The sequence below is a fragment of the Hydrogenoanaerobacterium saccharovorans genome, from assembly GCF_016901815.1.
Lineage (GTDB): Bacteria > Bacillota > Clostridia > Oscillospirales > Ruminococcaceae > Avimicrobium > Avimicrobium caecorum.
Genome location: NZ_JACSNR010000005.1, coordinates 163,821 through 188,338 on the forward strand (window position 1 = coordinate 163,821; position 24,518 = coordinate 188,338).

General features: G+C 58.8%; 21 protein-coding genes. 20 read left to right on the forward strand and 1 reads right to left on the reverse strand.

Annotated features, from left to right (window positions below; translation table 11 throughout):
* Window positions 1-20 precede the first annotated feature (20 nt).
* From rplI to H9X81_RS06630, 18 genes are all read left to right on the forward strand, one after another.
* The gene (gene rplI, locus H9X81_RS06545; RefSeq protein ID WP_177502485.1) at window positions 21-467 is read left to right on the forward strand and encodes a 50S ribosomal protein L9; all 447 of its coding nucleotides are present in this window, start codon (window positions 21-23) and stop codon (window positions 465-467) included.
* Between the two features lie 46 nt (window positions 468-513).
* Complete coding sequence (gene dnaB / locus H9X81_RS06550) at window positions 514-1,869, forward strand: replicative DNA helicase (protein ID WP_177502486.1); 1,356 nt, start codon at window positions 514-516, stop codon at window positions 1,867-1,869.
* On the forward strand, window positions 1,859-3,241 hold the full coding sequence (tilS, locus tag H9X81_RS06555) for a tRNA lysidine(34) synthetase TilS (protein WP_204720719.1): 1,383 nt from the start codon (window positions 1,859-1,861) through the stop codon (window positions 3,239-3,241). The genes dnaB and tilS overlap by 11 nt, the downstream gene beginning before the upstream one ends.
* Window positions 3,242-3,245: 4 nt before the next feature.
* Window positions 3,246-3,785, forward strand: coding sequence for a hypoxanthine phosphoribosyltransferase (gene hpt, locus H9X81_RS06560; protein WP_204720755.1), 540 nt, complete (start codon window positions 3,246-3,248; stop codon window positions 3,783-3,785).
* Between the two features lie 77 nt (window positions 3,786-3,862).
* Complete coding sequence (gene ftsH / locus H9X81_RS06565; RefSeq protein WP_345941529.1) at window positions 3,863-5,899, forward strand: ATP-dependent zinc metalloprotease FtsH; 2,037 nt, start codon at window positions 3,863-3,865, stop codon at window positions 5,897-5,899.
* A 148-nt stretch (window positions 5,900-6,047) separates the two neighbouring features.
* Window positions 6,048-8,036 carry a DNA gyrase/topoisomerase IV subunit B gene (locus H9X81_RS06570; RefSeq protein WP_204720721.1) on the forward strand — a complete coding sequence of 663 codons (1,989 nt, stop codon included), beginning with the start codon at window positions 6,048-6,050 and terminating at the stop codon, window positions 8,034-8,036.
* 26 nt (window positions 8,037-8,062) lie between these two features.
* The gene (locus H9X81_RS06575) at window positions 8,063-10,303 is read left to right on the forward strand and encodes a DNA gyrase/topoisomerase IV subunit A (RefSeq protein WP_204720723.1); all 2,241 of its coding nucleotides are present in this window, start codon (window positions 8,063-8,065) and stop codon (window positions 10,301-10,303) included.
* Window positions 10,304-10,522: 219 nt separating this feature from the next.
* On the forward strand, window positions 10,523-10,771 hold the full coding sequence (locus tag H9X81_RS06580) for a hypothetical protein (protein WP_177502490.1): 249 nt from the start codon (window positions 10,523-10,525) through the stop codon (window positions 10,769-10,771).
* A gap of 298 nt (window positions 10,772-11,069) precedes the next feature.
* Window positions 11,070-13,262 (forward strand): ribonuclease R, encoded by a 2,193-nt coding sequence (rnr, locus tag H9X81_RS06585; protein ID WP_191392745.1) that lies wholly within the window; start codon window positions 11,070-11,072, stop codon window positions 13,260-13,262.
* A gap of 36 nt (window positions 13,263-13,298) precedes the next feature.
* Window positions 13,299-13,658 carry an arsenate reductase family protein gene (locus tag H9X81_RS06590; protein WP_191392744.1) on the forward strand — a complete coding sequence of 120 codons (360 nt, stop codon included), beginning with the start codon at window positions 13,299-13,301 and terminating at the stop codon, window positions 13,656-13,658.
* Window positions 13,659-13,684: 26 nt separating this feature from the next.
* Window positions 13,685-14,386, forward strand: coding sequence for an aspartate/glutamate racemase family protein (locus tag H9X81_RS06595; RefSeq protein WP_177502493.1), 702 nt, complete (start codon window positions 13,685-13,687; stop codon window positions 14,384-14,386).
* A 136-nt stretch (window positions 14,387-14,522) separates the two neighbouring features.
* On the forward strand, window positions 14,523-15,164 hold the full coding sequence (locus tag H9X81_RS06600; RefSeq protein WP_204720725.1) for a helix-turn-helix transcriptional regulator: 642 nt from the start codon (window positions 14,523-14,525) through the stop codon (window positions 15,162-15,164).
* 96 nt (window positions 15,165-15,260) lie between these two features.
* Window positions 15,261-15,950 (forward strand): 2-C-methyl-D-erythritol 4-phosphate cytidylyltransferase, encoded by a 690-nt coding sequence (ispD, locus tag H9X81_RS06605; RefSeq protein WP_204720727.1) that lies wholly within the window; start codon window positions 15,261-15,263, stop codon window positions 15,948-15,950.
* Entirely contained in the window at window positions 15,947-16,441 is a 495-nt protein-coding gene (gene ispF / locus H9X81_RS06610; protein ID WP_177502496.1) for a 2-C-methyl-D-erythritol 2,4-cyclodiphosphate synthase, read from the forward strand. The genes ispD and ispF overlap by 4 nt, the downstream gene beginning before the upstream one ends.
* Before the next feature lie 109 nt (window positions 16,442-16,550).
* Window positions 16,551-16,772, forward strand: coding sequence for a hypothetical protein (locus H9X81_RS06615; protein WP_204720729.1), 222 nt, complete (start codon window positions 16,551-16,553; stop codon window positions 16,770-16,772).
* Between the two features lie 251 nt (window positions 16,773-17,023).
* Window positions 17,024-17,929: a diadenylate cyclase CdaA gene (cdaA, locus tag H9X81_RS06620; protein ID WP_177502498.1), complete on the forward strand. Its 906-nt coding sequence runs from the start codon at window positions 17,024-17,026 to the stop codon at window positions 17,927-17,929.
* Window positions 17,916-19,175, forward strand: coding sequence for a CdaR family protein (locus H9X81_RS06625; RefSeq protein WP_204720731.1), 1,260 nt, complete (start codon window positions 17,916-17,918; stop codon window positions 19,173-19,175). The genes cdaA and H9X81_RS06625 overlap by 14 nt, the downstream gene beginning before the upstream one ends.
* Before the next feature lie 97 nt (window positions 19,176-19,272).
* Entirely contained in the window at window positions 19,273-20,859 is a 1,587-nt protein-coding gene (locus tag H9X81_RS06630) for an NAD(P)/FAD-dependent oxidoreductase (protein WP_204720733.1), read from the forward strand.
* A 50-nt stretch (window positions 20,860-20,909) separates the two neighbouring features.
* On the opposite strand, the gene H9X81_RS06635 is transcribed toward H9X81_RS06630, so the two are convergent.
* Window positions 20,910-21,398, reverse strand: a complete 489-nt coding sequence (locus H9X81_RS06635) for a prolyl-tRNA synthetase associated domain-containing protein (RefSeq protein WP_204720735.1) — start codon at window positions 21,396-21,398, stop codon at window positions 20,910-20,912.
* 207 nt (window positions 21,399-21,605) lie between these two features.
* On the opposite strand from H9X81_RS06635, the gene H9X81_RS06640 reads away from it, so the two are divergent.
* Together H9X81_RS06640 and recJ are read left to right on the forward strand one after the other, a co-directional pair.
* The gene (locus H9X81_RS06640; protein WP_204720737.1) at window positions 21,606-22,433 is read left to right on the forward strand and encodes a phosphatase PAP2 family protein; all 828 of its coding nucleotides are present in this window, start codon (window positions 21,606-21,608) and stop codon (window positions 22,431-22,433) included.
* Between the two features lie 43 nt (window positions 22,434-22,476).
* Complete coding sequence (gene recJ, locus H9X81_RS06645) at window positions 22,477-24,516, forward strand: single-stranded-DNA-specific exonuclease RecJ (protein ID WP_204720739.1); 2,040 nt, start codon at window positions 22,477-22,479, stop codon at window positions 24,514-24,516.
* The last annotated feature ends 2 nt before the right edge of the window (window positions 24,517-24,518 follow it).

Here is a 24,518-nt window from a genome sequence, read left to right on the forward strand (position 1 = left end):
CACCAAGGAGGAGTATTATAATGAAGGTAATTCTGACACAGGATGTAAAGGGAACTGGCAAGAAGGGTGAGGTTGTGGAGGTATCCGCAGGCTACGCCCAGAACTTCCTGCTCAAGCGCAAGCTGGCAGTGGAGGCCACCAACCAGGCCATGAATGAGCTGAAGAACGAGCAGGCTTCCAAGCAGCACAAGATCGATCTGGAAATGCAGGCTGCCCGGGAGAATGTTGCCAAGATGAAGGACAAGAAGATCATCATCAAGGCCAAGGCCGGTGCGGGCGGACGCCTGTTCGGTTCGGTGACCGCCAAGGAGATCGCCGAGGAGATGGCAAAGCAGCACGGCGTCACCATTGACAAGCGCAAGATCGAACTGCCCCTGGAAATCAAGTCCTTCGGCAGCTTCCGTGCGATTCTGAAGTTCTACTCCGGAATCAGCTGCGAGTGCTTTGTAGAGGTTGTAGAGGGCTGATTCCAGCCTGACCCGCCGGGAAATTTACGAGAGGGAGGAAGAATGGATGGACCGGAATGCCAGTGCGGATGCACTGCTGGAAGCGCTTCCATACAGCAAGGAAGCGGAACAGTCGGTACTGGGTGCTGTGATTGCAGATCCGGCACGGATTACCGATGTACTGGAATATCTCAAGCCGGAGAGCTTCTACGGCAGCTATAACCGGGAGATATTCTCGGTGCTGATGCGTATGTTCCTCGCCTCGGAAAAGATCGATGTGGTCACCCTGCTGGACAAGGTGCTGTCCGAGGGCATTTTCCCCACCGAGAGCGATGCCAAGATGTATCTGGTCAGCCTGGTGGAGATGGTGCCCAGCACCTCCAATGTGGCGGATTATGCCCGGATCGTCCAGGAGAAGTACTATCTGCGCAGCCTGGCGGAGACCTCCCGTAAGATCCTGGATACCATCCGGGAGGGCACCGGCGATGCCAAGAGCATCATGGACCGGGCGGAGCAGGATATCTTTGACATCCGCAAGGGCCGGGAAACCGGCGGTCTGACCCGCATTGACGAGGTTATCATCGAGACCTATGACCGGCTCCAGAAGCTCAGCGGCGACGACAAGAGCGAGTATGTGGGTACCCCGTCCGGCTTCGGGGCGCTGGATACCATCCTCACCGGGCTCAACAAGTCCGACCTGATCCTGGTGGCGGCCCGTCCCGGTATGGGAAAGACCTCCTTCGCCCTGAATATCGCCACCAATGTGGCAGTGCGTTCGGGCAAGAAGGTGGCAGTCTTTTCGCTGGAAATGAGCAAGGAGCAGCTGGTGGGACGAATCCTTTCGTCTGAGGCGCTGATCCAGTCGGGCGCGCTGCGTACCGGCAACCTCACCCCTGAGGACTGGACCAAGCTGGCTATGACCGCTCAGATGCTCTCCAAGGCGGAGATCTACATCGACGATACCCCGTCCATCACGGTGGCGGATATCAAGGCCAAGCTCCGGCGTATTCCGGATATCGGCCTGGTGGTCATTGACTACCTCCAGCTGATGACCTCCGGACGGCGCTCGGGCGACAACCGTGTGCTGGAGATCTCGGAGATCACCCGAGGGCTCAAGATCATGGCAAAGGAACTCAATGTGCCGGTGATCACCCTGTCCCAGCTCTCCCGAGGGCCGGACAGCCGGCAGGATCACCGTCCCATGCTCTCCGACCTGCGTGAATCCGGTTCCATCGAGCAGGATGCGGATATTGTGCTGTTCCTCTATCGGGACGCCTATTACAACCGGGAGAGTGAGGAACAGAATGTGGCGGAGTGCATTGTAGCCAAGAACCGTCACGGCGAAACCGATTCGGTAAAGCTGGGCTGGGATGGTCAGTTCACCCGGTTCAAGGGACTGGAGCTGTTCCGCAATGAGGGATAAGGTACTGGACACCATTGAGAAATATGAAATGATCGGGCAGGGCGACCATGTCTGCGCTGCGGTATCCGGCGGCGCGGATTCGGCGGCCCTGCTCGCTTTTTTGCTGTCGCTGCGGGAGCCTATGGGGCTCACAGTGACCGCCTGCCACCTCAACCACTGCCTGCGGGGAGCGGAAGCGGACCGGGACGAGGCCTTTGTCCGGGAGCTGTGCCAGCGCTGGCAGGTGCCGCTCACCGTGGAGCGGGTGGAAGTGGCAGAGCTGGCCCGGCAGGAGCACCTCTCGGAGGAAACCGCCGGACGCAAGGCCCGGTATGCCCTCTTTGAGCGGCTGCACCGGGAGACCGGCTGCAAGGTTGCGACCGCCCACACCCTCAGTGACAATATGGAGACGGTGCTGTTCTCCATAGCCCGGGGAACCGGACTGCGGGGTATGTGCGGCATCCAGCCGGTGCGGGACTACCTGATCCGTCCGCTGATCGCTGTCACCCGGCAGGAGGTGGAGGCCTACTGCGCCGAAAACGGCATCGGCTTTGTCACCGACAGCACCAACTTTTCCGAGGAGTACACCCGCAACCGCATCCGGCTGCGTCTGATCCCGGAGCTGTATGCCCTCAACCCGGCGCTGCCCGAGGCCTTTGCCCATCTCATCGAGGCGATGGGGGAGGGCTACGAGCTGGTGAGCCGGGAGGCAGAACAGTTCCTGGACACGGCGGAATCCTACCGGGGCCATACCGCCTGCATGGCAGAGGCGTTCCTGGCACTGCCGGCGGCAGTGCGGCGGGAGGTGCTCAGCCGCATGGCAGTGGCAGAGGGCGGAAGCCTCTCCCACCGGCAGACCGGGATCTGTACCCGGCTGGCAGCCGAGGGCGGCGCTTCGGAGATCGGCGGCGGGGTGCGCTTCTGCAGCCGGGGAGGCCGGATCTGGATGGAGCGTCCGGCACAGCCGGCAGAGGGCTTCTGTTTCCCGGTTTCTCCGGAGGCAGGGGAGCAGCGGTTTTTCCTCCCGGACGGGCGGAAAGTCTGCCTGATTCCTTTGAGTTGTGAATTTTTAGAAAAAATTGTGAAAGAACAGTATAACGCCTTAAAAAATGTTCTTGATTGTGGTAGAATATATGGTAATATCGTTTTGCGAAGCAGAAACAGCGGCGACCGGATTCGTCCGGCGGGCCGGGGCGTGACAAAGACGCTCAAAAAACTGCTCAGCGAAGCCGGGATTCCACCGGAGCGCCGAGACAGTCTGGCACTGCTCAGCGATGACCGCGGACTCCTGTGGGCCGAAGGCTTCGGCTGTGACGAACGGGCTGCGGCAGTTTGTCCTTTGCAGGGCGATCAGTATTGGATGGTTTGTATTGAGGGGAAAGATTATGAATAATGTAATGGAACAGGATATCAAAAAGGTTCTGATCTCGGAAGAGGAGATCCGGGAAAAGGTCGCTGAAATCGGCGCCCGTATTTCCGAGGACTACGCCGGCAAAAATCTGCTGATGGTGGGCATTCTCAAGGGTTCTGTGGTATTCATGGCAGACCTGATGCGTGCTGTCACCACCCATGCCCGGATCGACTTCATGTCGGTATCCAGCTATGGCAGCGGCACAAAAAGTTCCGGTGTGGTGAAAATCGTCAAGGATCTGGACAATAATGTGGAGGGATATGATCTGCTCCTGGTGGAGGATATTCTGGACAGCGGCCTGACCCTGAGCTACCTGCGGGAACTGCTCCGGGACCGCCATCCCAACAGCATCAAGATCGTAACCCTGCTCAATAAGCCTGCCCGCCGCACTGCGGATATTCAGCCGGATTACTGCTGCTTTGAAGTGCCGGATGAATTCGTAGTCGGGTATGGCCTTGATTTTGATGAGCGTTACCGCAATCTGCCCTATGTAGGCGTTCTCAAGGAAGAAGTTTACCAGGGCTGAGCGGCTATCTGATATTTTGCAGCGGATGCAGTGCCATCCGACTCAACTACGCCCACAGGGCAAAGGAGTGAATACATTTGGCAGTAAAAAAGCCTTCGACAAAGGGACTTGGAATCTATCTGGCACTTTTGCTGGCGTTCCTGCTGATGGCTACGACTCTGTTTTCCCAGTCGTCCACCCAGCAGCTCATCAAGTATTCCAAAGTACTGGAATACTTTGAGAACGGTCAGGTTTCGGAATTTGATCTGAACCTGGGCAGCGGCAATATGACCATGCTTGTAGAGATCAACGGAAAGAAGACTGAGGTCAACTACCGTGTTCCCAATGTCTCCCGATTCCTCGATGACATCGACGATGACATTGAGGCCTACAACGAGGCCCATCCCGACAGCAAGATGGTCTATGACCTGGAGCCCGCAGCCGAGATCCCGTGGTTCGTTTCGATGCTTCCCACCCTGATCCTGGTGGGCAGTATGGGCATCTTCCTCTATGTGATGATGCGCCAGACCCGGGGCAGCGGCGGAATGTCCGGTTTCTCCAAGGCCAAGCCCCGTACTCCCCAGGACGGACGGATTGTCACCTTTGCCGATGTGGCAGGTGCCGATGAGGAAAAGGAAGAACTGGTGGAGATTGTGGAGTTCCTCAAGAACCCCGCCAAATACAATGCCCTGGGCGCCCGTATCCCCAAGGGTGTTCTGCTGATGGGCCCTCCCGGTACCGGTAAGACCCTGCTGGCCCGTGCTGTGGCTGGTGAGGCCGGTGTGCCCTTCTATTCCATCTCCGGTTCCGACTTCGTGGAGATGTTCGTCGGTGTCGGTGCGTCCCGTGTCCGTGACCTGTTTGCCGAGGCCAAGAAAACTGCCCCGAGCATTGTCTTTATCGATGAGATCGATGCCGTGGGCCGGCACAGAGGTGCTGGTCTGGGCGGCGGTCATGACGAGCGGGAACAGACCCTCAACCAGCTGCTGGTAGAGATGGACGGTTTCGGCGCCAATTCGGGCGTCATCATCATTGCCGCCACCAACCGCAAGGATATTCTGGACCCGGCGCTGCTGCGTCCGGGCCGGTTCGACCGTCAGATCCTGGTGGGCTATCCCGATGTAAAGGGCCGTGAGGAGATCCTCAAGGTGCATGTGCGCAATAAGCCCATGGGCCCGGATGTCAACCTCAAGACTGTGGCAAAGGCCACAGTCGGCTTCACCGGCGCGGATCTGGAAAATGTCGTCAACGAGGCGGCTCTGCTGGCTGCCCGTGCCAATAAGCGTGCCATTACCATGAAGGAGATCGAGGACGCCACCATCAAGGTGATCGCCGGCCCCGAAAAGCGCTCCAAGGTGGTAACCGAGAAGGAAAAGCGTCTGACTGCCTATCACGAGGCCGGTCACGCTGTCTGCACCTACTACTGTCCCACACAGGACCCGGTACACGAGATCTCCATCATTCCCCGGGGAATGGCAGGCGGCTATACCATGTCGCTGCCTGAGGACGACCGGGGCTATCTTGCCAAGACTGCCATGCAGGAGAACATTGTCACCCTGCTGGGCGGCCGTATGGCAGAGCTGATCGTGCTCGATGACATCTCCACCGGTGCCTCCAATGACCTGGAGCGTGCCACCCAGATCGCCCGTTCCATGGTGACCCGCTATGGCTTCAGTGAAAAGCTGGGCCCGGTGGTCTATGGACAGGATCAGGGTGAAGTGTTCCTGGGTATGGACATCAACCGTTCCCGGAACTACTCGGAGGAAGTGGCTGCTGAGATCGATCAGGAGATCCGCCGCATCATCGAAGAGGCTTACAGCCGTGCCCGTGAGATCCTGGAAGCACACCGCGACCAGCTGGAAGTGGTGGCCCAGTACCTGATGGAGCATGAGAAGATCGGCGAATTCGGCTTCAAGGCACTGATGGAGGGACGGGAAGTGAACCCGGAGGAAGATCAGCATGGTATCTTCTCCAAGGTAATTTCCGATGCCCAGAAGGAAGCGGCAGCCCAGCTGGAAGCCGCTCAGACTGAATCCCAGCCTGAGACTCCGGCATCGGAGCCGGAAGCTCCTGCGGCTGCACCGGAAGCCGGAACCACGGAGGAATCTTCCGCTCCGGATCAGAAGGAAGAATAAATCACGGTTCTGATAAGGCCTGTGGCCCTCAAAAAAGGGGGACCACAGGTCTTTCTGTTCGACGGATTCTGCCGGGCAGATTTGACAAAGCGTGGTAAAATTTGCTTTAATAAGAGAAGTTTACAATGTAAAAAGAAGGGGCGAGCAGATGGCAGCATCAAAAAACAGCTATGGCAATGACAGCATCTCGGCGCTGAAGGGAGCCGACCGGGTCCGCAAACGCCCGGGGGTTATCTTTGGCTCGGATGGTCTGGAGGGCTGTGAACACTCGATTTTCGAGATCCTCTCCAATGCCATTGACGAGGCCCGGGAGGGCTATGGCAAAAAGATCACCGTCACCCGCTATCTGGACTATTCGGTCCAGGTGGAGGACCGGGGACGAGGCATCCCGGTGGATTATAACCCCAAGGAGGGGCGCTACAACTGGGAACTGCTGTTCTGTGAGATGTATGCCGGCGGCAAATACAATACCAATGCGGCGGAGAGCTATGAATTCTCCCTGGGTCTCAATGGCCTGGGTCTCTGCTCCACCCAGTACGCTTCCGAGTATATGGATGTGTCCATCTGCCGGGACGGGTTTGTCTATGAGCTGCACTTCAAAAAGGGCGAGCCTTCGGAGGATATGAAGAAAACCGCCACCAAGCGGCGGGATACCGGTACCACCATCCGCTGGAAGCCGGACCTGGAGGTGTTCACCGACATCGCTGTGCCGGCGGATTACTACCGGGATATTCTCAAGCGCCAGGCGGTGGTGAACCCCGGCGTTCAGTTCCTGCTGCGCAACGAGCAGGAGGACGGCAGCTTTGCCGAGGAGGAGTTCTTCTATGAAAACGGCATCCAGGACTATGTGACCGAGCTGCTGGGCGGGGAAGAACCCCTGACCCCGGTGCAGTTCTGGTCGGCTGCCGCTGTGGGCCGGGACCGGGAGGACAAGCCGGATTACAAGGTGCGCCTGTCGGTGGCGCTCTGCTTCTCCAATAAGCTGAGCCTGACCGAGTACTACCACAACTCCAGCTTCCTGGAGCACGGGGGCAGTCCCGAGCGGGCTGTGCGTTCCGCCACGGTTTACCAGATCGACAGCTATCTCAAGCAGAACGGCAAGTACCTCAAGAATGAGAGCAAGATCACCTATCAGGACGTAGCCGACTGTCTGGTGCTGGTGTCCTCGAGCTTTTCCACCCAGACCTCCTATGAGAACCAGACCAAGAAGGCCATCACCAACAAGTTCATCTATGACGCGATGAACGAGTTCCTGCGCCATCAGCTGGAGATCTACTTCATCGAGAATCCCGACGATGCCCTGCGCATCTGCGAACAGGTGCTGGTGAACAAGCGCAGCCGGGAAAATGCCGAAAAGACCCGTCTGAACCTCAAGAAGAAGCTCTCGGGCAGCATTGACCTTGCCAACCGGGTGCAGAAGTTTGTGGACTGCCGCAGCAAGGACCCGGCAGAGCGGGAGATCTACATCGTGGAGGGTGACTCAGCGCTGGGCGCCTGCAAGCTGGGCCGGGATGCCCAGTTCCAGGCCATTATCCCGGTGCGGGGCAAGATCCTCAACTGCCTCAAGGCGGAGTATGACAAGATCTTCAAGAATGACATCATCACCGACATCATCAAGGTGCTGGGCTGCGGCGTGGAGGTAAAAAGCAAGGCCAACAAGGAGCTTTCCACCTTTGACCTCAGCAACCTGCGCTGGAACAAGATCGTCATCTGTACCGATGCCGATGTGGACGGCTTCCAGATCCGCACCCTGATCCTGACCATGTTCTACCGTCTGACCCCTACCCTGATCGAACAGGGGTATGTCTATATTGCCGAGTCGCCGCTCTATGAGATCACCGCCAAGGGCAAGACCTACTTTGCCTATACCGAGCCGGAAAAGACCAAGGTGCTGGAGGAGATCGGAAACGCCAAGTATACCATCCAGCGCTCCAAAGGTCTGGGTGAAAACGACCCGGATATGATGTGGCTGACCACCATGAACCCTGAAACCCGCCGTCTGATCCGGGTGAGCCCGGCAGAAGCGGAGGCCACATCGCAGATGTTCGATCTGCTGCTCGGCGACAACCTGAGCGGACGCAAGGACTTTATCTCCCAGAACGGACATCTCTATCTGGACGATCTGGATCTATCCTGACCGGTGCGTGAGAGGAGTGACAGACTATGGCACCCAGAAAAAAGAACGATTCCCAGTCCAAGCGCGGGCCGGTGAATCCCAATGCGGTCATTGAAAATGCCGGCGTGATGGTGGAGCAGCCCATCACCGAAACGCTGGAAAAGAACTATATGCCCTATGCGATGAGTGTGATCCTCTCCCGGGCCATCCCCGAGATTGACGGCTTCAAGCCTTCGCACCGCAAGCTGCTCTATACCATGTACAAGATGGGACTGCTCACCTCGGCCCGGACCAAGTCCGCCAATGTGGTGGGTCAGACCATGCGGCTCAACCCCCACGGCGATGCCGCCATCTATGAGACGCTGGTGCGCCTGTCCCGGGGCTATGAGGCGCTGCTCTATCCCTATGTGGATTCCAAGGGCAACTTCGGCAAGGCTTATTCCCGGGATATGGCCTATGCCGCCAGCCGTTATACCGAGGTAAAGCTCGAGAAGATCTGTCAGGAGCTGTTCTCGGATATTGACAAGGACACCGTGGACTTTGTGGACAACTACGACGCCACCATGAAGGAGCCCAAGCTCCTGCCGGTGACCTATCCGGGAATCCTGGTCAATGCCAATATGGGCATTGCCGTGGGCATGGCAAGCTCCATCTGCCCCTTCAACCTGGGGGAGGTGTGCGAGACCACCATCGCCCTGATGAACGATCCCAGCCATGATATTTCGTCCACCCTCACCGCTCCGGACTTCCCGGGCGGCGGGTATATCCTCTACAACAAGGCCGAACTGGACAAGATCTATTCCACCGGACGGGGCAGTGTGACGGTGCGCAGCCGCTACACCTACGACAAGCAGAACAACTGCATCGACATCACCGAGATCCCGCCCACCACCACCATCGAAGCCATCATGGACAAGGTCATCGACCTCATCAAGGCGGGCCGCATCCGGGAAATTGCCGATATGCGTGATGAAACCGACCTGTCCGGCCTGAAGATCACCATCGATCTCAAGCGCGGCACCGATCCGGACAAGCTCATGCAGAAGCTGTTCCGGCTCACTCCGCTGGAGGATAACTTCTCCTGCAACTTCAATGTGCTGGTGGGCGGCATGCCCAAGGTCATGGGTGTGGGCGAACTGCTCAGCGAGTGGATCGCCTTCCGGGAGGACTGTGTCAAGCGGCGCATCTACTTTGACCTCACCAAGAAGAAGGAGAAGCTCCATCTGCTCCGGGGTCTGGAAAAGATCCTGCTGGATATTGACAAGGCCATCCGCATTGTCCGGGAGACCGAAGAGGAGCGGGAAGTGGTTCCCAACCTGATGATCGGCTTCGGCATTGATGAAACCCAGGCCGAGTTCGTGGCGGAGATCCGTCTGCGGCAGCTCAACCGGGAGTATATCCTGAAGCGCACCGATGAGATCGGTGAGCTGGAAAAGGACATCGCCGAGATGGAATCCACCCTCCAGAGCCGCCGGAAGATCCGTTCGGTAATCACTTCGGAGCTGCGTCAGGTCATCAAGAAGTACAGCCAGCCCCGGAAGAGCATTCTCATCTTCCCGAGCGATGAGCCCCAGGAGGCCGAGGAGGACGATACCCCCGACTATCCGGTGAACCTGTTCTTTACCCGGGAGGGCTACTTCAAGAAGATCACCAATCAGTCGCTGCGCATGAGCGCCGATCAGAAGCTCAAGGAAGGGGACAGCATCACCCAGTTGGTGACTGCCACCAACCGCAGTGAGCTGCTGTTCTTCACCGATAAGTGCCAGGTCTACAAGACCACCGCGGCGGACTTTGACGATACCAAGGCCAGTGTGCTGGGGGATTACCTGCCGGCCAAGCTGGGCATGGACAGCGGCGAGAACCCTGTCTTTATGGCGGTGACCACCGACTACCAGGGGTATCTGCTCTTTGCCTTTGAAAACGGCAAGGCAGCCAAGGTGCCGCTGTCGGCCTATGCCACCAAGACCCGCCGCCGCAAGCTGGCAAACGCTTACAGCGACAAGGCACGGCTGGTCCAGGCGCTGCAGCTTGCCGAGGACTGCGAGGTGCTCTTCACCTCCAGCGATACCCGGATGCTCATTGTCCACTCCGGCCTGATCCCCGCCAAGGTTACCAAGGATACCCAGGGTGTGGCAGTGATGGCGCTCAAAAAGAAGCACCTGCTGGTTTCCGCCCGGATCTATGACGGCGGATTTGCCGATCCCAAGCGGTACATGGTGCGCACTCTGCCCGGCGCCGGTGCTCTGCCCAAGGATGGCGACGCCACCGAACAGCTCACCCTGGCATAGCGGGCAGACCGCAAAAAGAGCCGGAGATATAGCTCCCCGGCTCTGACCCGAAGTGCACAGCCAGTCGCTGCAAGCTACGGGTAAGGGTAGTTTGTGCCCCGATGCGGGAAAATATACGCGCAAAGGCGCATCACACCGCAATTTATCCTTGCACTGACGCAAAAAATATGATATAGTGTTATATGCTGATTTGTGAATAGTCTATCGGAGGAATATAAAATGAGCATTTTTGAGATAATCGGCGGCGTACTGCTGATCTTCTTCGGACTGGCAGTCGTTGTATCGGTAACCCTGCAGGAGCATAAGACCAACCTGGGCGGCGCACTGGGCGGCTCGATGAACGAGGGCACCTACGACCGCGGCCGTACCAAGACCATGGATGCACAGCTCTCGATGATCTCCAAGTTCTCGGGCATTGCGATGTGTGTTGTGGCGCTGGCAGTTCTGGCAGCAACCATCTATCTGTAATCCAATTTGCCAAAAGCGTTGCTATCCCGTCCGGTACGGGGTAGCAATTTCTTTTATACAGCAGTTTTCCCGATGGCGTTTCCTGCCGGGGAAGGACTGCGTATCAGCCCTCCGCACAGCGTCCTGCTCTCATGCAGGCAGGCGCACAGAAACATCCGCCGTTGGTTCTGCGGGTATTTTTCCTTTTCTGTTCGGAAAAGGGACTCTTGTCAGAGCCATCGGCTGTGTTATAATAAATATTGTGAAAAAGACAGAGTAAGAAATTGGAACGAAAGAGTAAGAGGTAATACACAGATTTATGACAAACAACAAGTCAAACACCAACCTGAAACCCAAGATCAAGTCCGCATTCCGTCAGGCAGGCGGGTATGTGACCCGCAAGGACATCGGCAAGGCCATCCGCCTGCGCCGGGAAGATCGTCCGGAATTTGACCGGATTATTGCCGCTATGATTGCCCGGGGCGAACTCCGGGAAAAAGAGGATAAGCTCATGCTGGCTGAAAAGCCGGATACCCTGGTCAAGGCTGTGGTAGTCAAGGTCAACCCGACCTTTGGCTTTGCCAAGCCCGATGAGGCTGAGGAAGATGTGTTCATTGCCGGACGCCGGATGATGGGTGCCATGCCCGGAGATACCGTCCTGCTGCGCCTGCGCAAGGACCGCAACGGACGCACTGAAGGCGAGGTCACCAAGATTGTGGAGGAGGCACCCTTTATCTTCACCGGCGTGGTGCAGAGAAACGGCGGTTTCCTGGATGTAATGCCGGATAAGGGCGCCCGGTTCCCCATCGGCGTCTACAAGGACGACGGCCTCAAGCCCAAGGAGGGCCACAAGGTCCGCTGTGAGCTGATCCGGGGTGGTTCCAGCCACTTTGACCACAAGGCTATGATCCTCGAGGACTTCGGCGATGCGGAACTCGCCAAGAACTGTACCGCAGCTATCATTGCGGCTTCCGGCGCTCCCACCGAGTTTTCGGCGGAGGCCCTGGCAGAAGCCGCTGCCATCGACAAAGCCGGCATCCATGAGAAGGAGAAGGCTCAGCGTCTGGATCTGCGGGACCGCATCATCTTCACCATCGACTCGGCAGATACCAAGGATATTGACGACGCCATCTCCCTGACCCGCACTGAAAATGGCTATGAGCTGGGCGTCCACATCGCCGATGTAAGCTACTATGTCACCGACGGCACCCCCATCGACCAGGATGCCTATTCCCGGGGTACTTCGGTGTACTATGCCAGCTCGGTGATCCCCATGCTGCCCAAGGAGCTCTCCAACGGCATCTGTTCCCTGAATGAGGGCGAGGACCGTCTGGCCTTCTCCGCCATCATGCAGCTGGACCACGAGGGCCACATGACCTCCTATCGCTTTGAAAAGACCCTGATCCGCTCGGTGGTCAAGGGCGTCTATGTGGAGATCAACTCCATCTTTGACGGCACTGCTTCCGCGGAGATTCTCAGAAAGTATGAGCGGGTGATCCCCACCCTCCAGGACATGAAGGAGCTGTTCGGCAAGCTGATCCGCAACCGGGACGAGCGGGGCGGACTGGATCTGGAGTCCACCGAATCCAAGATCATTCTGGATCAGAACGGCCTTGCCATTGACATCCAGCCCCGGCACAGCGGCCTGAGCGAGAACATGATCGAGGAATTCATGCTGCTGGCAAATACCGCTGCCGCCAGCTTCGGTCTGGAGCATGAGCTGCCTTTCCTGTTCCGTGTGCACGACAATCCTCCGTCCGAAAAGATCGAAGTATTCGAGCAGAGCATGGCAGAGATCGGCTTCGACATCAGCGAGCTCAAGAAGGGCGTAACCCCGCTGGCTCTCTATCATATCCTGCACAAGGCCCGGGGCACCAAGTATGAGCTCATTGTCAACAACAGCATCCTGCGCTCCATGGCAAAGGCTCAGTATTCCGCCAACAACATCGGTCACTTCGGCCTGGTCATCGACAAGTATTCCCACTTCACTTCGCCTATCCGCCGGTATCCCGACCTGCTGATCCACCGGATCATGTCGGCCTATCTCACCGGCATGAAGAGGGAGAATATCGAAAAGCGGTACCGCACCTTTGTCAGCGAGGCCGCTGAAAAGACCAGCATGCAGGAAGTGCGTGCCATGGGCATTGAGCGGGACTGCGAGGACTGCTACAAGGCCGAGTATATGAAGCAGTTCCTGGGTGAGGAACTGGACGGCATGATCTCCTCCATTGCGCCCCATGGCGTCTATGTGGAGCTGCCCAACACCGTTGAGGGCCTGATCCGCATGGAGGATATGCCCGAAGGTGAGTACGATACCCAGTCCAAGGTGATTCTGCAGAACGCCACCACCGGACGCACCTACATTGTAGGCGATCCCATCCGGGTACAGGTGGTTGCCTGTGATGTATCTGCCGGCAATGTGGACTTTATCCCCGCCGGTACAACCCGTAAGCCCCGCCCGGAAAAGGGTCAGAAGCCCGGAAACCGGAGCGGCAGAGGCCCCCGCCGGTAAACTGCCGGCAGGACAACAAAAAAGGGAGGTTTCCCCATGACTGTCACATTCATCTGGTATCCCAAGTGTTCCACCTGTCAGAAGGCAGCCAAGTGGCTGAATGAGCATGGCATCGAACACAACGACCGCCATATCGTAGAAGAAAATCCCACCGCCGCGGAACTGGCTGAGTGGGTCGGACGGAGCGGCAAGCCGTCCAAGAGCTTTTTCAACACCAGCGGCAACCTCTATAAGGAGCTCCAGCTCAAGGACAAACTGCCCGACATGCCGGAGGAGGAGCGGTTTGCGCTGCTTGCCACCAACGGTATGCTGGTCAAGCGGCCCATTGTGCTGGCTGGCGATACAGTACTGGTGGGCTTCAAACCCGCAGAGTGGGAAGAAGCACTGCTGAAATAAAAAATTTGGAGTAAAGGAGCAACCCTATGAAACGAATCGGACTCATCGGCGGCCTGAGCTGGCAGTCAACTGTAGATTACTACCGGATCATCAACGAGGAATCAGCCAAGCGGCTGGGCGGCCTCAACAATGTGGAGAGCATCGTCTATTCGGTGAACCTCAATGAGATGCTGGAACACATGGGCAAGGGAGAAGTGGAGATCCTGGGCGGCAAGTTTGCCGCAGTGGGAAAGAAGCTGGAGGAAGCCGGCGCGGACCTCATCGTCCTCTGCACCAACACCATGCATGCCGCCTGTGCCCAGCTGGAGGAGAGCATCCATGTGCCCTTTATCCACATTGCCGATGCCACTGCCGATGAGATCAAGCGGCTGGGGCTCCATAAGGTGGGCCTGATGGGCACACCGTTCACCATGGGTCAGGACTTCTACAAGGGCCGCCTGCGGGATAAGCACGGCATTGAGGTCATCGTGCCCCAGGAGAGCGAGTGGAACGAGATCTACCGGGTGATCCAGGAGGAGCTGACCTTCGGCATTCTCAAGGACGAGAGCCGCAAGTACTTCCTCTCGGTGATCGAGGAACTGCGCAGCCGGGGCGCCGAGGGCGTGATCCTGGGCTGCACCGAGATCCCCATGCTCATCAAGCAGACCGATACCGATCTGCCGGTGCTGGATACCACTGCGCTGCATGCCATGGCAGCGGTGCGTCTGGCAGAGGAACTGGACAAGTAAAAAACTCCCGCAAGGGACAGCGGCAATGGGCTGCTGTCCCTGTTTTTATGCGGAAAAAGGCCGATGGGAAAGGATTTGGATAGACAGTTCCGGCTCGACTCTGCTATGATGAAGGCAGAAAAGGAGGGAGCAGATCATGGAGATCGGCGCAAAAATCAAGGAGGCCCGCACCCGGACAGGGCTGACCCAGGAACAGGCGGCAGAGGCTCTGGGAGTCAGCCGCAAGACCATTTCCAACTGGGAGAATGAAAAGACCTACCCGGACATTGTCAGCGTGGTGAAGATGAGCGACCTCTATGCGGTGAGCCTGGACCGTCTGCTCAAGGACGGGGAGGGCGGTTCGGAATACCTCGATTACCTGGGGGACAGCACCGATACCGTCCGCAGCCGCAGACGGCTCTCGGTTCTGGTGCTGCTCACCGCCTACCTCTGTGTCTGGGGACTGGCAGTGATCGTGTTCTGGTTCTTCACCACCGGATCGGATGCCATGGGGTTCAGCCTCATCTATCTCTGGCTGCTGCTGCCTGCCATCACCGTGCTGGTATCGCTTCAGCTGGGACGGCAGGGGCTCGACCGCTTCCAGACGCTGTCGGCTGTGCTCGGCGGCGGCGTGATGTATATGCTGGCGGAGTACTGTACCTTCAAGGCAGCCAATATGGCGGCATTCGGGGTGCTGCGCCTGCCCGAGTGGGGCATGCTTCCGGCGGGGGCGCTGCTCTCAGGGCTTGGATTCGGGATCGCCGCCCTGCTGAACCGCTGGCACCGGACAAAGGAATAGAATTTACAGTTTGTTCAGAGAGAAAACCGGCCTGAAAGGGCCGGTTTTGTGCTATACTGAAACTGCTGAATCAAAACGAGGACAGGAGGCGGCAGCATGGACAGATACGGGACGGTCGGAGCCGTGATTGCGGCGGCAGGCAGTTCCAGCCGCATGGGCGGCAGGGACAAGCTCGCGGAGCCGCTGGACGGCATTCCGGTGATCCTGCGGACCCTGGCGGCAGTGGAAGCTGTCCCGGAGATCCGGGAGATCGTGGTGGTCACCCGGGAGGACCGGGTGGAGGAGTACCGCCGGCTGCTGGGACAGTGTTCCAGGCTGCGGGCAGTGGTGCCCGGCGGCAGCACCCGGCAGGAGTCGGTGCGAAACGGCGTCCGGGCACTTTCGCCGGACTGCACGCTGGCAGCCATCCATGACGGCGCCCGTCCGCTGGTGACACCGGAGGTCTTTGCCCGGTGCATCGAAGCGGCCCGGAGCTGCGGGGCAGCCACGGCAGCGGTGCCGGTAAAGGACACCATCAAGCTGGCAGACGAGGCGGGACGGGTGCTGGATACCCCCGACCGCAGCCGGCTCTGGGCAGTGCAGACCCCGCAGATCTTTGACCGGGAGCGGTATCTCCGGGCAGCGGAGGAAGCAGAGCGCCGGGGCCTTTCCTGTACCGACGACTGCCAGCTTTTCGAGGCCGTGGGCTGGGAAGTACAGCTGGTGATGGGGGACTACCGCAATCTGAAACTGACAACGCCGGAGGACTTTCTTGCCGCCGGCGCCTATCTGGAGGGGATAAAATGAGGATCGGACATGGATATGATGTGCACCGCTTTGCAAAGGGCCGCAAGCTGATGCTCTGCGGTGTGGAAGTGGACTATGAGCTGGGGCTGCTGGGGCATTCGGATGCGGATGCGGCGCTGCATGCCCTGGCGGACAGCATTCTGGGAGCCCTGGCGCTGGGGGACATCGGCAAGCTGTTCCCGGACAGCGATCCCCGGTACAAGGATGCGGACAGCGCCCTGCTGCTGGCAGAGGTGATGCGTCTGGCGGGGGAGAAGGGATATGAGCTGGGCAACTGCGACATCACCATTGTGGCGCAGGAACCCAAACTGGCACCCTATATCGAGAGCATGCGCCGCCGGATCGCGGAGATCTGCGGATGCGATATTGACGATGTCAGCGTCAAGGCCACCACCGAGGAAGGGCTCGGCTTCACCGGGACCCTGGAGGGAATTGCGGCCCATGCGGTCTGCCTGCTCCAAAAACGGGAAATTTCTCCGGCAAAACTGTAACGCCTGACGCTTTGCCGGCATAGGATACCAGTGAAATCCGGCAGAGGTCCGATTCACCGCCTTGCTTTGGACCCTGCGGAAATTTACTGGAAAGGTGTTGTTGTCTGTTTTGAAACCACTGACCTTGATGATGTGTTCCATCACCTATGCACAACGGGCCGAGGAGGTTCTCGCCGATGCGGGATACCATATACATATCGACCATAATCCCGACCCGGAGGGCTGTCGGTATCTGGTGCGTGTATCGGGCGGTGACCCGGACGAAGCACTGCATCTGCTGGCAGAACAGGGCGTCAAGGTGCGCAAGGTGATCTGGGAAGACGAGGAATAATAATCCCAAACACCCAAAGTCCCGATGGCTCCGGTGGGAATTTCCCGCTGGAAGCCACCGGGACTTTTTTACAGAAAATTCAAAAAACAGCCTCAAAATTCTATGGTTTGCCCGGTAGAATAAGCCGTGGGAAAAACCACCATACACAGCTGGCGCTCCGGCGCAAAAATTGACAGAAAAACCAGCTTGCATAAAACCACAGTTATGTTACAATTAGTTTAGAGAAAATCACAGGAAGGAGTGACAGGCAGATGTCAGAATTTACAGATATGCTGGTTCGGCAGATTTCCCTGTTCGGCATCACCGATCTCATTGATATCTGCGTTGTTGCGTATGTGATGTTCCAGCTCATCAAGCTGCTCCGGGAAACCCGGGCGATCCAGCTTGTCAAGGGCCTGCTGGCACTGGTGGCTGTCTATCTGGCGGCACACATCCTCCAGCTGCGGAGCATCAGCTTCCTGATGCAGAATGTCTTTCAGATCGGTGCCATCGCCCTGATCGTCCTGTTCCAGCCGGAACTGCGCAAGGTTCTGGAGCAGGTGGGACGCACCCGGGTTTCGGCACTGGGTTCGGTATTCGCCCCCACTTCGGACAATGAGACCGACATCATGCACCGCTGGGAAGAAACCATCAATGCGGTGTGCGATGCCTGTGCCACCATGTCCCGGCAGAAGGTGGGCGCCCTGATGATCTTTGAGCGCTCCACCCCCCTGGGCGATGTGATTGCCACCGGCACCATTGTGGATGCTCAGCCCAGCTATGAACTCATCAACAACCTCTTCTTCAAGAACTCCCCGCTGCATGACGGCGCTGTGATCCTGCGGGATGGACGCATCCATGCGGCTGGCTGTGTACTGCCGCTCTCGGCCAACTTCACCATCAGCCGGGAACTGGGTACCCGTCACCGGGCTGCCCTGGGCATGAGCGAAAACTCCGATGCCCTGGCGCTGGTGGTATCCGAGGAGAACGGCAAGATCTCCCTGGCGGAAAACGGCGTGCTCAAGCGGGATCTGAGCATTGATGAACTGCGCAGTGAGCTCAAGAACGGGCTTATCATGCAGAAGAAGGCCGAACCCCGCCGGCTGAACTTCCGGCTGATCCGCAAGGATGCGGCACAGCTGAGAAAGGAGGCGGACGCACCGGATGAAAATGCCTAAACTCAACTTCAAAGTGCTGTTTGACAACGACAAGTTCCTCTGGTTCCTGTCGTTCCTGTTTGCCTTCATGCTGTGGTTCACCGTAGTCAATACCATTGATACCACAGCGGACCGCTCCATTACCAATGTCCCGGTGTCCTTTGATTCCAGCAGCGAAAGCCTGGAGGCCATGGGACTGGATGTGGTGCTGGATGAACCCATCATGGTCAAGGTGGATATGTCCGGCGAACGGAGCGTAGTCGCCAATGTGGACCGTCAGGACCTGCTGGTTCAGGCTGACCTCACCGGCGTCACCTCTGCCGGGGAATACACCGTCCATCTCTCGGTCACCGACCGCCTGGGACGGGACTTCGATAACCTGTCCACCACCCCCAAGGAGGTCACAGTCCGGTTCGACCGCACAGTGAAAAAGACCCTTTCGGTGACTGCGGATCTCTCCCGTCTGACCTATCCCGACGGCTATGTCATCGGCGATGACTATGTCAATGTCCAGAGTGTGACCATCAGCGGGCCGGAGAGCGATGTCTCCAAGGTAGCCAGCTGCGTGGTGCGTCCGGAAAAGGCCGGCGGCATCACCAAGACCGAGGTGCTCACAGCCGATCTGATCCTGCTGGATGCCGAGGGCAATGAAGTGCCCTCCGACTATATCACCATGAGCAGTGATACCGCTTCGGTAACCGTACCGCTTCTCAAGACCAAGCGGCTGCCCATCACCGTGGACTTCCTGAATGTCCCGGAGGACTTCCCGCTGGATGAGCTGCGCTATACCCTCTCCAAGGAGGATCTGCTGGTAGCGGGCCCGGAGAGCTCCATCAATTCCATGACCGAACTGAGTGTGGGCTATATCGACTTCCGGGATCTGGACGGCGGTGAATACAACTTCAACCTCAATCTGCCGGCAGGCTTCATCAACCTGGAGGGCGATGAGAGCATTACCGTGAGCATTGATACCACCGGCATTATCTCCCGGACCATGTCGGTATCGGAGATCCGGCTGGAGAATGTGCCTGACGGATATACGGTCACTCCGGTGACCACCGCCATCCGGGATGTGACCGTCTACGGCCGCAGTGATATTATGGAAACGCTCACCGAGGAGGATCTGGTGGCTGTGGTGGATCTTTCGGATATGGATCTCTCCGAAGGCACCAGCAGTGCCATTGCCAATCTCTCCGCGCCGGGCAAGGGTCTGGTGTGGTGCAGCGGAACCTATCGGGTACAGTTCAGTGTCCAGGAGACCGACTGACCCATCCCAGAACAACAGTACAGCAGAGCTGCCGTCAGCCGGCTGAAAAGCCAAGCCGCGGCAGCTCCTTTTGTGTAAAGAAAGGCAGGAACAGCAGATGTCCATTCTGGTATCCTCGATCAGTGTCCCGTTTCAGAAGGGCGAAGCGGCAGCCATAGAGCTTGCCCTGCGCCGGGCCGGGGTGAAAAAGCCGAAAAGTGTGTATATTGTCAAAAGCTCGGTGGATGCCCGCCGCCGCAGTGACATCAAGTTTGTCTATACCGTGGGGATCGAGTGTGACCATGAGGAGGAAGTTGTCCTCCGGGCCAAGGATTCCAATGTGCGCATCCGGAAATCCCATCTCCCGGAGTTTGTCCCCGGAGAACGGAAACTTCCCACCCGTCCGGTGGTGATCGGCTTCGGGCCTGCGGGTATGTTTGCAGCGCTGACCCTGGCACGGCTGGGCTATACCCCGCTGGTGCTGGAACGGGGCGGCGATGTGGACAGCCGTGTGGCAGCGGTGGAGGGCTTCTGGAAAGGCGGCAGTTTTGATACCCGTTCCAATGTCCAGTTCGGCGAGGGCGGCGCCGGTACCTTCTCTGACGGCAAGCTCACCACCCGCATCAACGATCCCCTGTGCGAAACAGTGCTGGAGATCTTTGCCGCCCATGGGGCCGACCCGTCCATTCTGAGGAAGGCCAAGCCGCACATCGGCACCGACTACCTGCGCCGGGTGGTGAAATCCATCCGGGAGGAGATCATCCGGCTGGGCGGCGAGGTGCGGTTCAATACTCAGGTGACCGGATTTTCCACCCAGAGCGGACGGATCACCGCTGTCCGTACAGAGTCCGGGGAAGTGCCGGCGGAAACAGTGATCCTGGCAGTGGGACACAGCGCCCGGGATACCTTCCGGGCGGTGCGGGAAGCCGGGGCGGAGATCCAGCCCAAGCCGTTTTCGGTGGGAGTGCGGGCCGAGCATCTCCAGAGTGAGATCGACCGGGGCCTCTACGGCGACTTCGCCGGAGATCCCCGGCTGCCGGTGGGGGAATATCAGCTCTCCTACCGGGAGAACGGACGGGGTGTCTATACCTTCTGCATGTGTCCGGGCGGTTTTGTGGTGCCCTCCACTTCGGAAGAAGGCGGCGTAGTCACCAACGGTATGAGTGAGTACAGCCGTTCGGGCAGAAATGCCAACAGCGCCGTTGTGGTGAGCGTGGACAGCAGCGACTTCGGAAATGACTGGGACAGCGGCATCTGCTACCAGCGGGAGCTGGAACAGGCGGCCTTCCGGATGGGCGGGAGCAGTTACCGGGCGCCGGTCCAGACAGTGGGACGGTTCCTGTCCGGTCAGGCCGGGGCCGACTTCGGACGGGTGGAGCCCACCTATGCCATCGGCACCGAAGCCGGGGACTTTGACCGGCTGTTTACCCCCGGAGTGGCATCCATGCTGCGCAAAGGGCTGGAGAACTTTGCCCGGAAGCTGCCGGCCTATGCGGCAGCAGACGCGGTGCTCACCGCCCCGGAGACCCGGACCTCCTCGCCGGTGCGCATCCCCCGGGGAGACGACTTCCAGGCGGCAGGACTGCGGGGGCTCTATCCCTGCGGCGAGGGCGCGGGCTATGCCGGCGGCATTATGAGCGCGGCAGTGGACGGCATCCGCTGTGCCGGAGCCATCATCGGGGAATATGCCCCCATCCAGAAATAGCGATGAAAAAAGAGCCTTCCGGTTTTCCGGAGGGCTCTTTTGGACCATGGTCAGAAGGGGACGATTTCAGTGGGGGTGCCGTGGCGTCGGATCAGTTCCACCAGCTCCCGGGTTTTCAGCCAGACGGTGGCGGTGTTGTCATTGGGGTGAATCCCGATGATCCCCGGCTCTTCCAGGAAATCCTGGTCCAGATAGAAGCGGACCCGGCAGGCGGTATCGTGCAGCAGGCCCAGCGGAGTCACAGCGCCAGGGGTGAGCCCCAGCAGCTCCAGTAGTTCCTCCTCCGAGGCGAAGGTCAGCGGACGGGTGCCGTGCTGCCGGCGGAAGTCCTTGAGGTTCACCCGCTTTTCACCCCGCACGGTGATGAGGTAGTAGTTCAGCCGTTTGTCGTCCCGGACAAACAGATTCTTGGCATCCAGATGGGGATAGGGCAGATCCACCTCTGCCAGCTCCGCCATGTTGTACACTGCCTTGTGCTCGGTGAGTTCGTAACCGATCCCCTCCCGGTTCAGGCAGTCCAGTGTTTCCTGTCGGTTCATTGACGCTCCTCCTTTTTCCCTGCTTTCCGAAAAGCAGGGGTGCTCTTCTGACAGTATACCATCCGTCCGGCTGTTTTTCCAGCTGTCCGCCGGGGCTTCCCGGGCAGAATGTGCGCAGACTATGGAATTTTCCGGCGTTTTATGGTATACTGTACTAATAAAAATGTCTGCGGTCGCCTGGAAAACGGCTGCACCAGGAGGAAGAAATTGGAACTCGAACTGCTTCGCTATATCCAGAGTGCGGCTTCCCCCGTGCTGGATGTATTTTTTATAGGGATCACCATGCTGGCAGAACCCGCTCTCTGGGTGGTGGTGCTGGCCTGGATCTACTGGAACAGCGATAAAACCGCCGGACGGTTCATCTCCTATGCGATGTTCACTTCGCTCTGCTTCGGCAACGGGCTCAAGGAGATCTTCCGGATGCCCCGTCCCATCGGAGAGCCCGGCATCCGCACCATCTACGCGGATACAGCCACCGGCTATTCCTTCCCCAGCGGTCACAGCCAGATGATGGCTACAGTGGGAAGCGCAATCCCGCTCTGGTACCGGAAAAACAGCCTGTGGTACTTCTTTATCCCGCTCATGTTCCTGGTGGCGTTCTCCCGGATGTACCTGGGGGTTCACTATCCCAGGGATGTGTTTGTGGGACTGCTGCTGGGCGTGGGCATCAGCTGGCTCTGCGCCAAGCTCTGGGACCGGGCACTGGGGCACAGCGGTCTCTTTGCTGCCACCTTCGGGCTGATGAGCATCTTCCTGTTTGTGGCACGCTCCCATGACTTTCTCCAGCTCTACGGACTGTTCGGCGGATTTGCCGCCGGCTGTGCCTATGAGGAGCGGTATGTGCGCTTTGGCATGCGGGACCGTGCTTCCAGAAAAGCGGCCCGGTTTGTGCTGGGGCTCTGTGTGATCGGAGTGGTCTATGGTCTGGGCAAGCTGCTGCCCGACCTGCTCTGGCTGATCCCGATCCGGTACTTCTTTGTGGCATTTGCGGGCTACGGACTGGTACCGATGCTGTTTAAGAAGCTGGGGATCTGAAGAACCCCGGGAAAATTTTTGAGGAGAGGAACGGCGGAAGGATTTGAGCATCAAGTTTTGGAATACAGCCAGCCGGACAGCGGACCCGGAGGCACTGGCTTCTCTGCAGGCGGCAGGACTTTCGCCGCTCTGCGCCCGGGTACTGAGTGCCCGTGGGGTACGCAGCCTGGAGGAGATCCAGTCGCTGTACGGGGAAAAGGACACCCTGTTTGACCCGTTCCTGCTCCGGGATATGGACCGGGCGGTGGAACGCATCCGCCTGGCGATGGAATCAGGCGAACTCATTGTGGTCTACGGCGACTACGACTGCGACGGCGTCACCTCCACAGCGCTGCTGTACAGCTATCTGGAGGCAGTGGGCGCCAATGTGATCTACTATATCCCCGACCGGGAACAGGAGGGCTATGGCCTCAACACCGAAGCCATCGACTTTCTGCACAATGTCCGGGGGATCGGGCTGATCATCACAGTGGATAACGGCGTTTCTGCCCATGAGGAGATTTCCCATGCCAACAGTCTGGGCATTGATGTGGTGGTGACCGATCATCACCAGCCCCGGGAGACCCTGCCCGATGCAGTGGCGGTGGTGGACCCCCATCGCCCCGACTGTCCCAGCCCATTCAAGGGGCTGTCCGGCGTGGGTGTGGCGTTCAAGCTGGTCTGCGCCCTGGAAGGGGACGACGGCTATGAGATGATCGAGCACTATGGCGACCTGGCGGCACTGGGTACCATCGCCGATGTCATGCCCCTGACCCATGATAACCGCACCCTGGTGCGCCATGGTCTGGAGCTGCTGGCGGACAGTGCCCGTCCGGGTATCCGGGCGCTGGTGGAACTGGCAGGGCTGTCGGGACGCCCGATGACTGCCGTGTCCGCCGCCTTTGGTCTGGCGCCCCGGATCAACGCTGCCGGGCGGATGGGTGATGTCTATGACGCCCTGGAGCTGCTTCTCTGTGAGGACGAGGGCACAGCCCGGGAAAAAGCGGAGATCCTCTGCGGCTACAACGACCAGCGCAAGAAGATCGAAGCGGAGATCCTGGCGGAGGTGGCGGCGAAGATCACCGCTGATCCGTCGCTGGTGCAGGAGCGGGTCATCGTCATGGACGGCGCCGGCTGGCATCATGGCGTAGTGGGAATCCTCTGCTCCCGCCTGGTGGAAAAGTATGGGCGTCCGGCCTTCCTGATCTCCACCGATGACACCGAGGGCCGCTCCTCCGGACGGGGCATTGACGGCGTTTCGGTGATCGAGGCGGTTTCGGCCTGCGGCGATCTGCTCACCCGCTATGGCGGGCATGCCCAGGCGGCAGGCTTTACCCTGTTGAAAGAGAATCTTCCGGCATTCCGGGAGCGTTTTCTCGGCTATTTCCGGGAACACTATCCTATCATGCCCTATTATAAGCTCACGGCTGACTGTGTGGTGGAGCCTTCGGAGCTCACCGTCCCCATGGTGCAGAGCCTGTCCCGGCTGGAACCCTTCGGAGAAGGGAATCCCTCGCCGGTGTTTGAGCTGGACGCTGTACGGCTGGAACGCATCCAGTCCCTGTCCGGCGGCAAGCATCTCAAGCTGGCCTGTTCCAAGAACGGCACTGCCTTCCAGGTGCTGCTGTTCGGCACCGGCCCGGATCAGTTCGGCTATCAGCCCGGCGACCTGCTGGATCTGCTGGTATCGGCGGAGATCTCGGTGTTCCGGGGCGAAGTGAGTGTGAGCCTCCGGGCGGCGGATCTGCGCCTGACCGGAGTGGATCAGAATGCGGTCTGCTATCAGCAGCGCATCTATGAAAACGTCCGCCGGGGCGAACACAGCCCGGCAGAGGATCAGCTCATCTGTCCCACCCGGGAAGATGCGGCGATTGTGTACCGTTTCCTGAGCAGTCAGGGCGGATTCCCCCATGGGCCGGAGCTGCTCTATCAGCGGCTGATGGCTTCGGGGATCGGATATGGCAAAATGCTGGTGGCACTGGATGCCTTGATGGAACTGGGTCTGATTGCCCGGGAAAAGAATGGGTTCCGGCTGCTGCCGGTTCATGGAAAAGTAGATCTGATGAGCGCGCCGGCCATCCGTCGGCTGAGTGAATCGGAATGAGG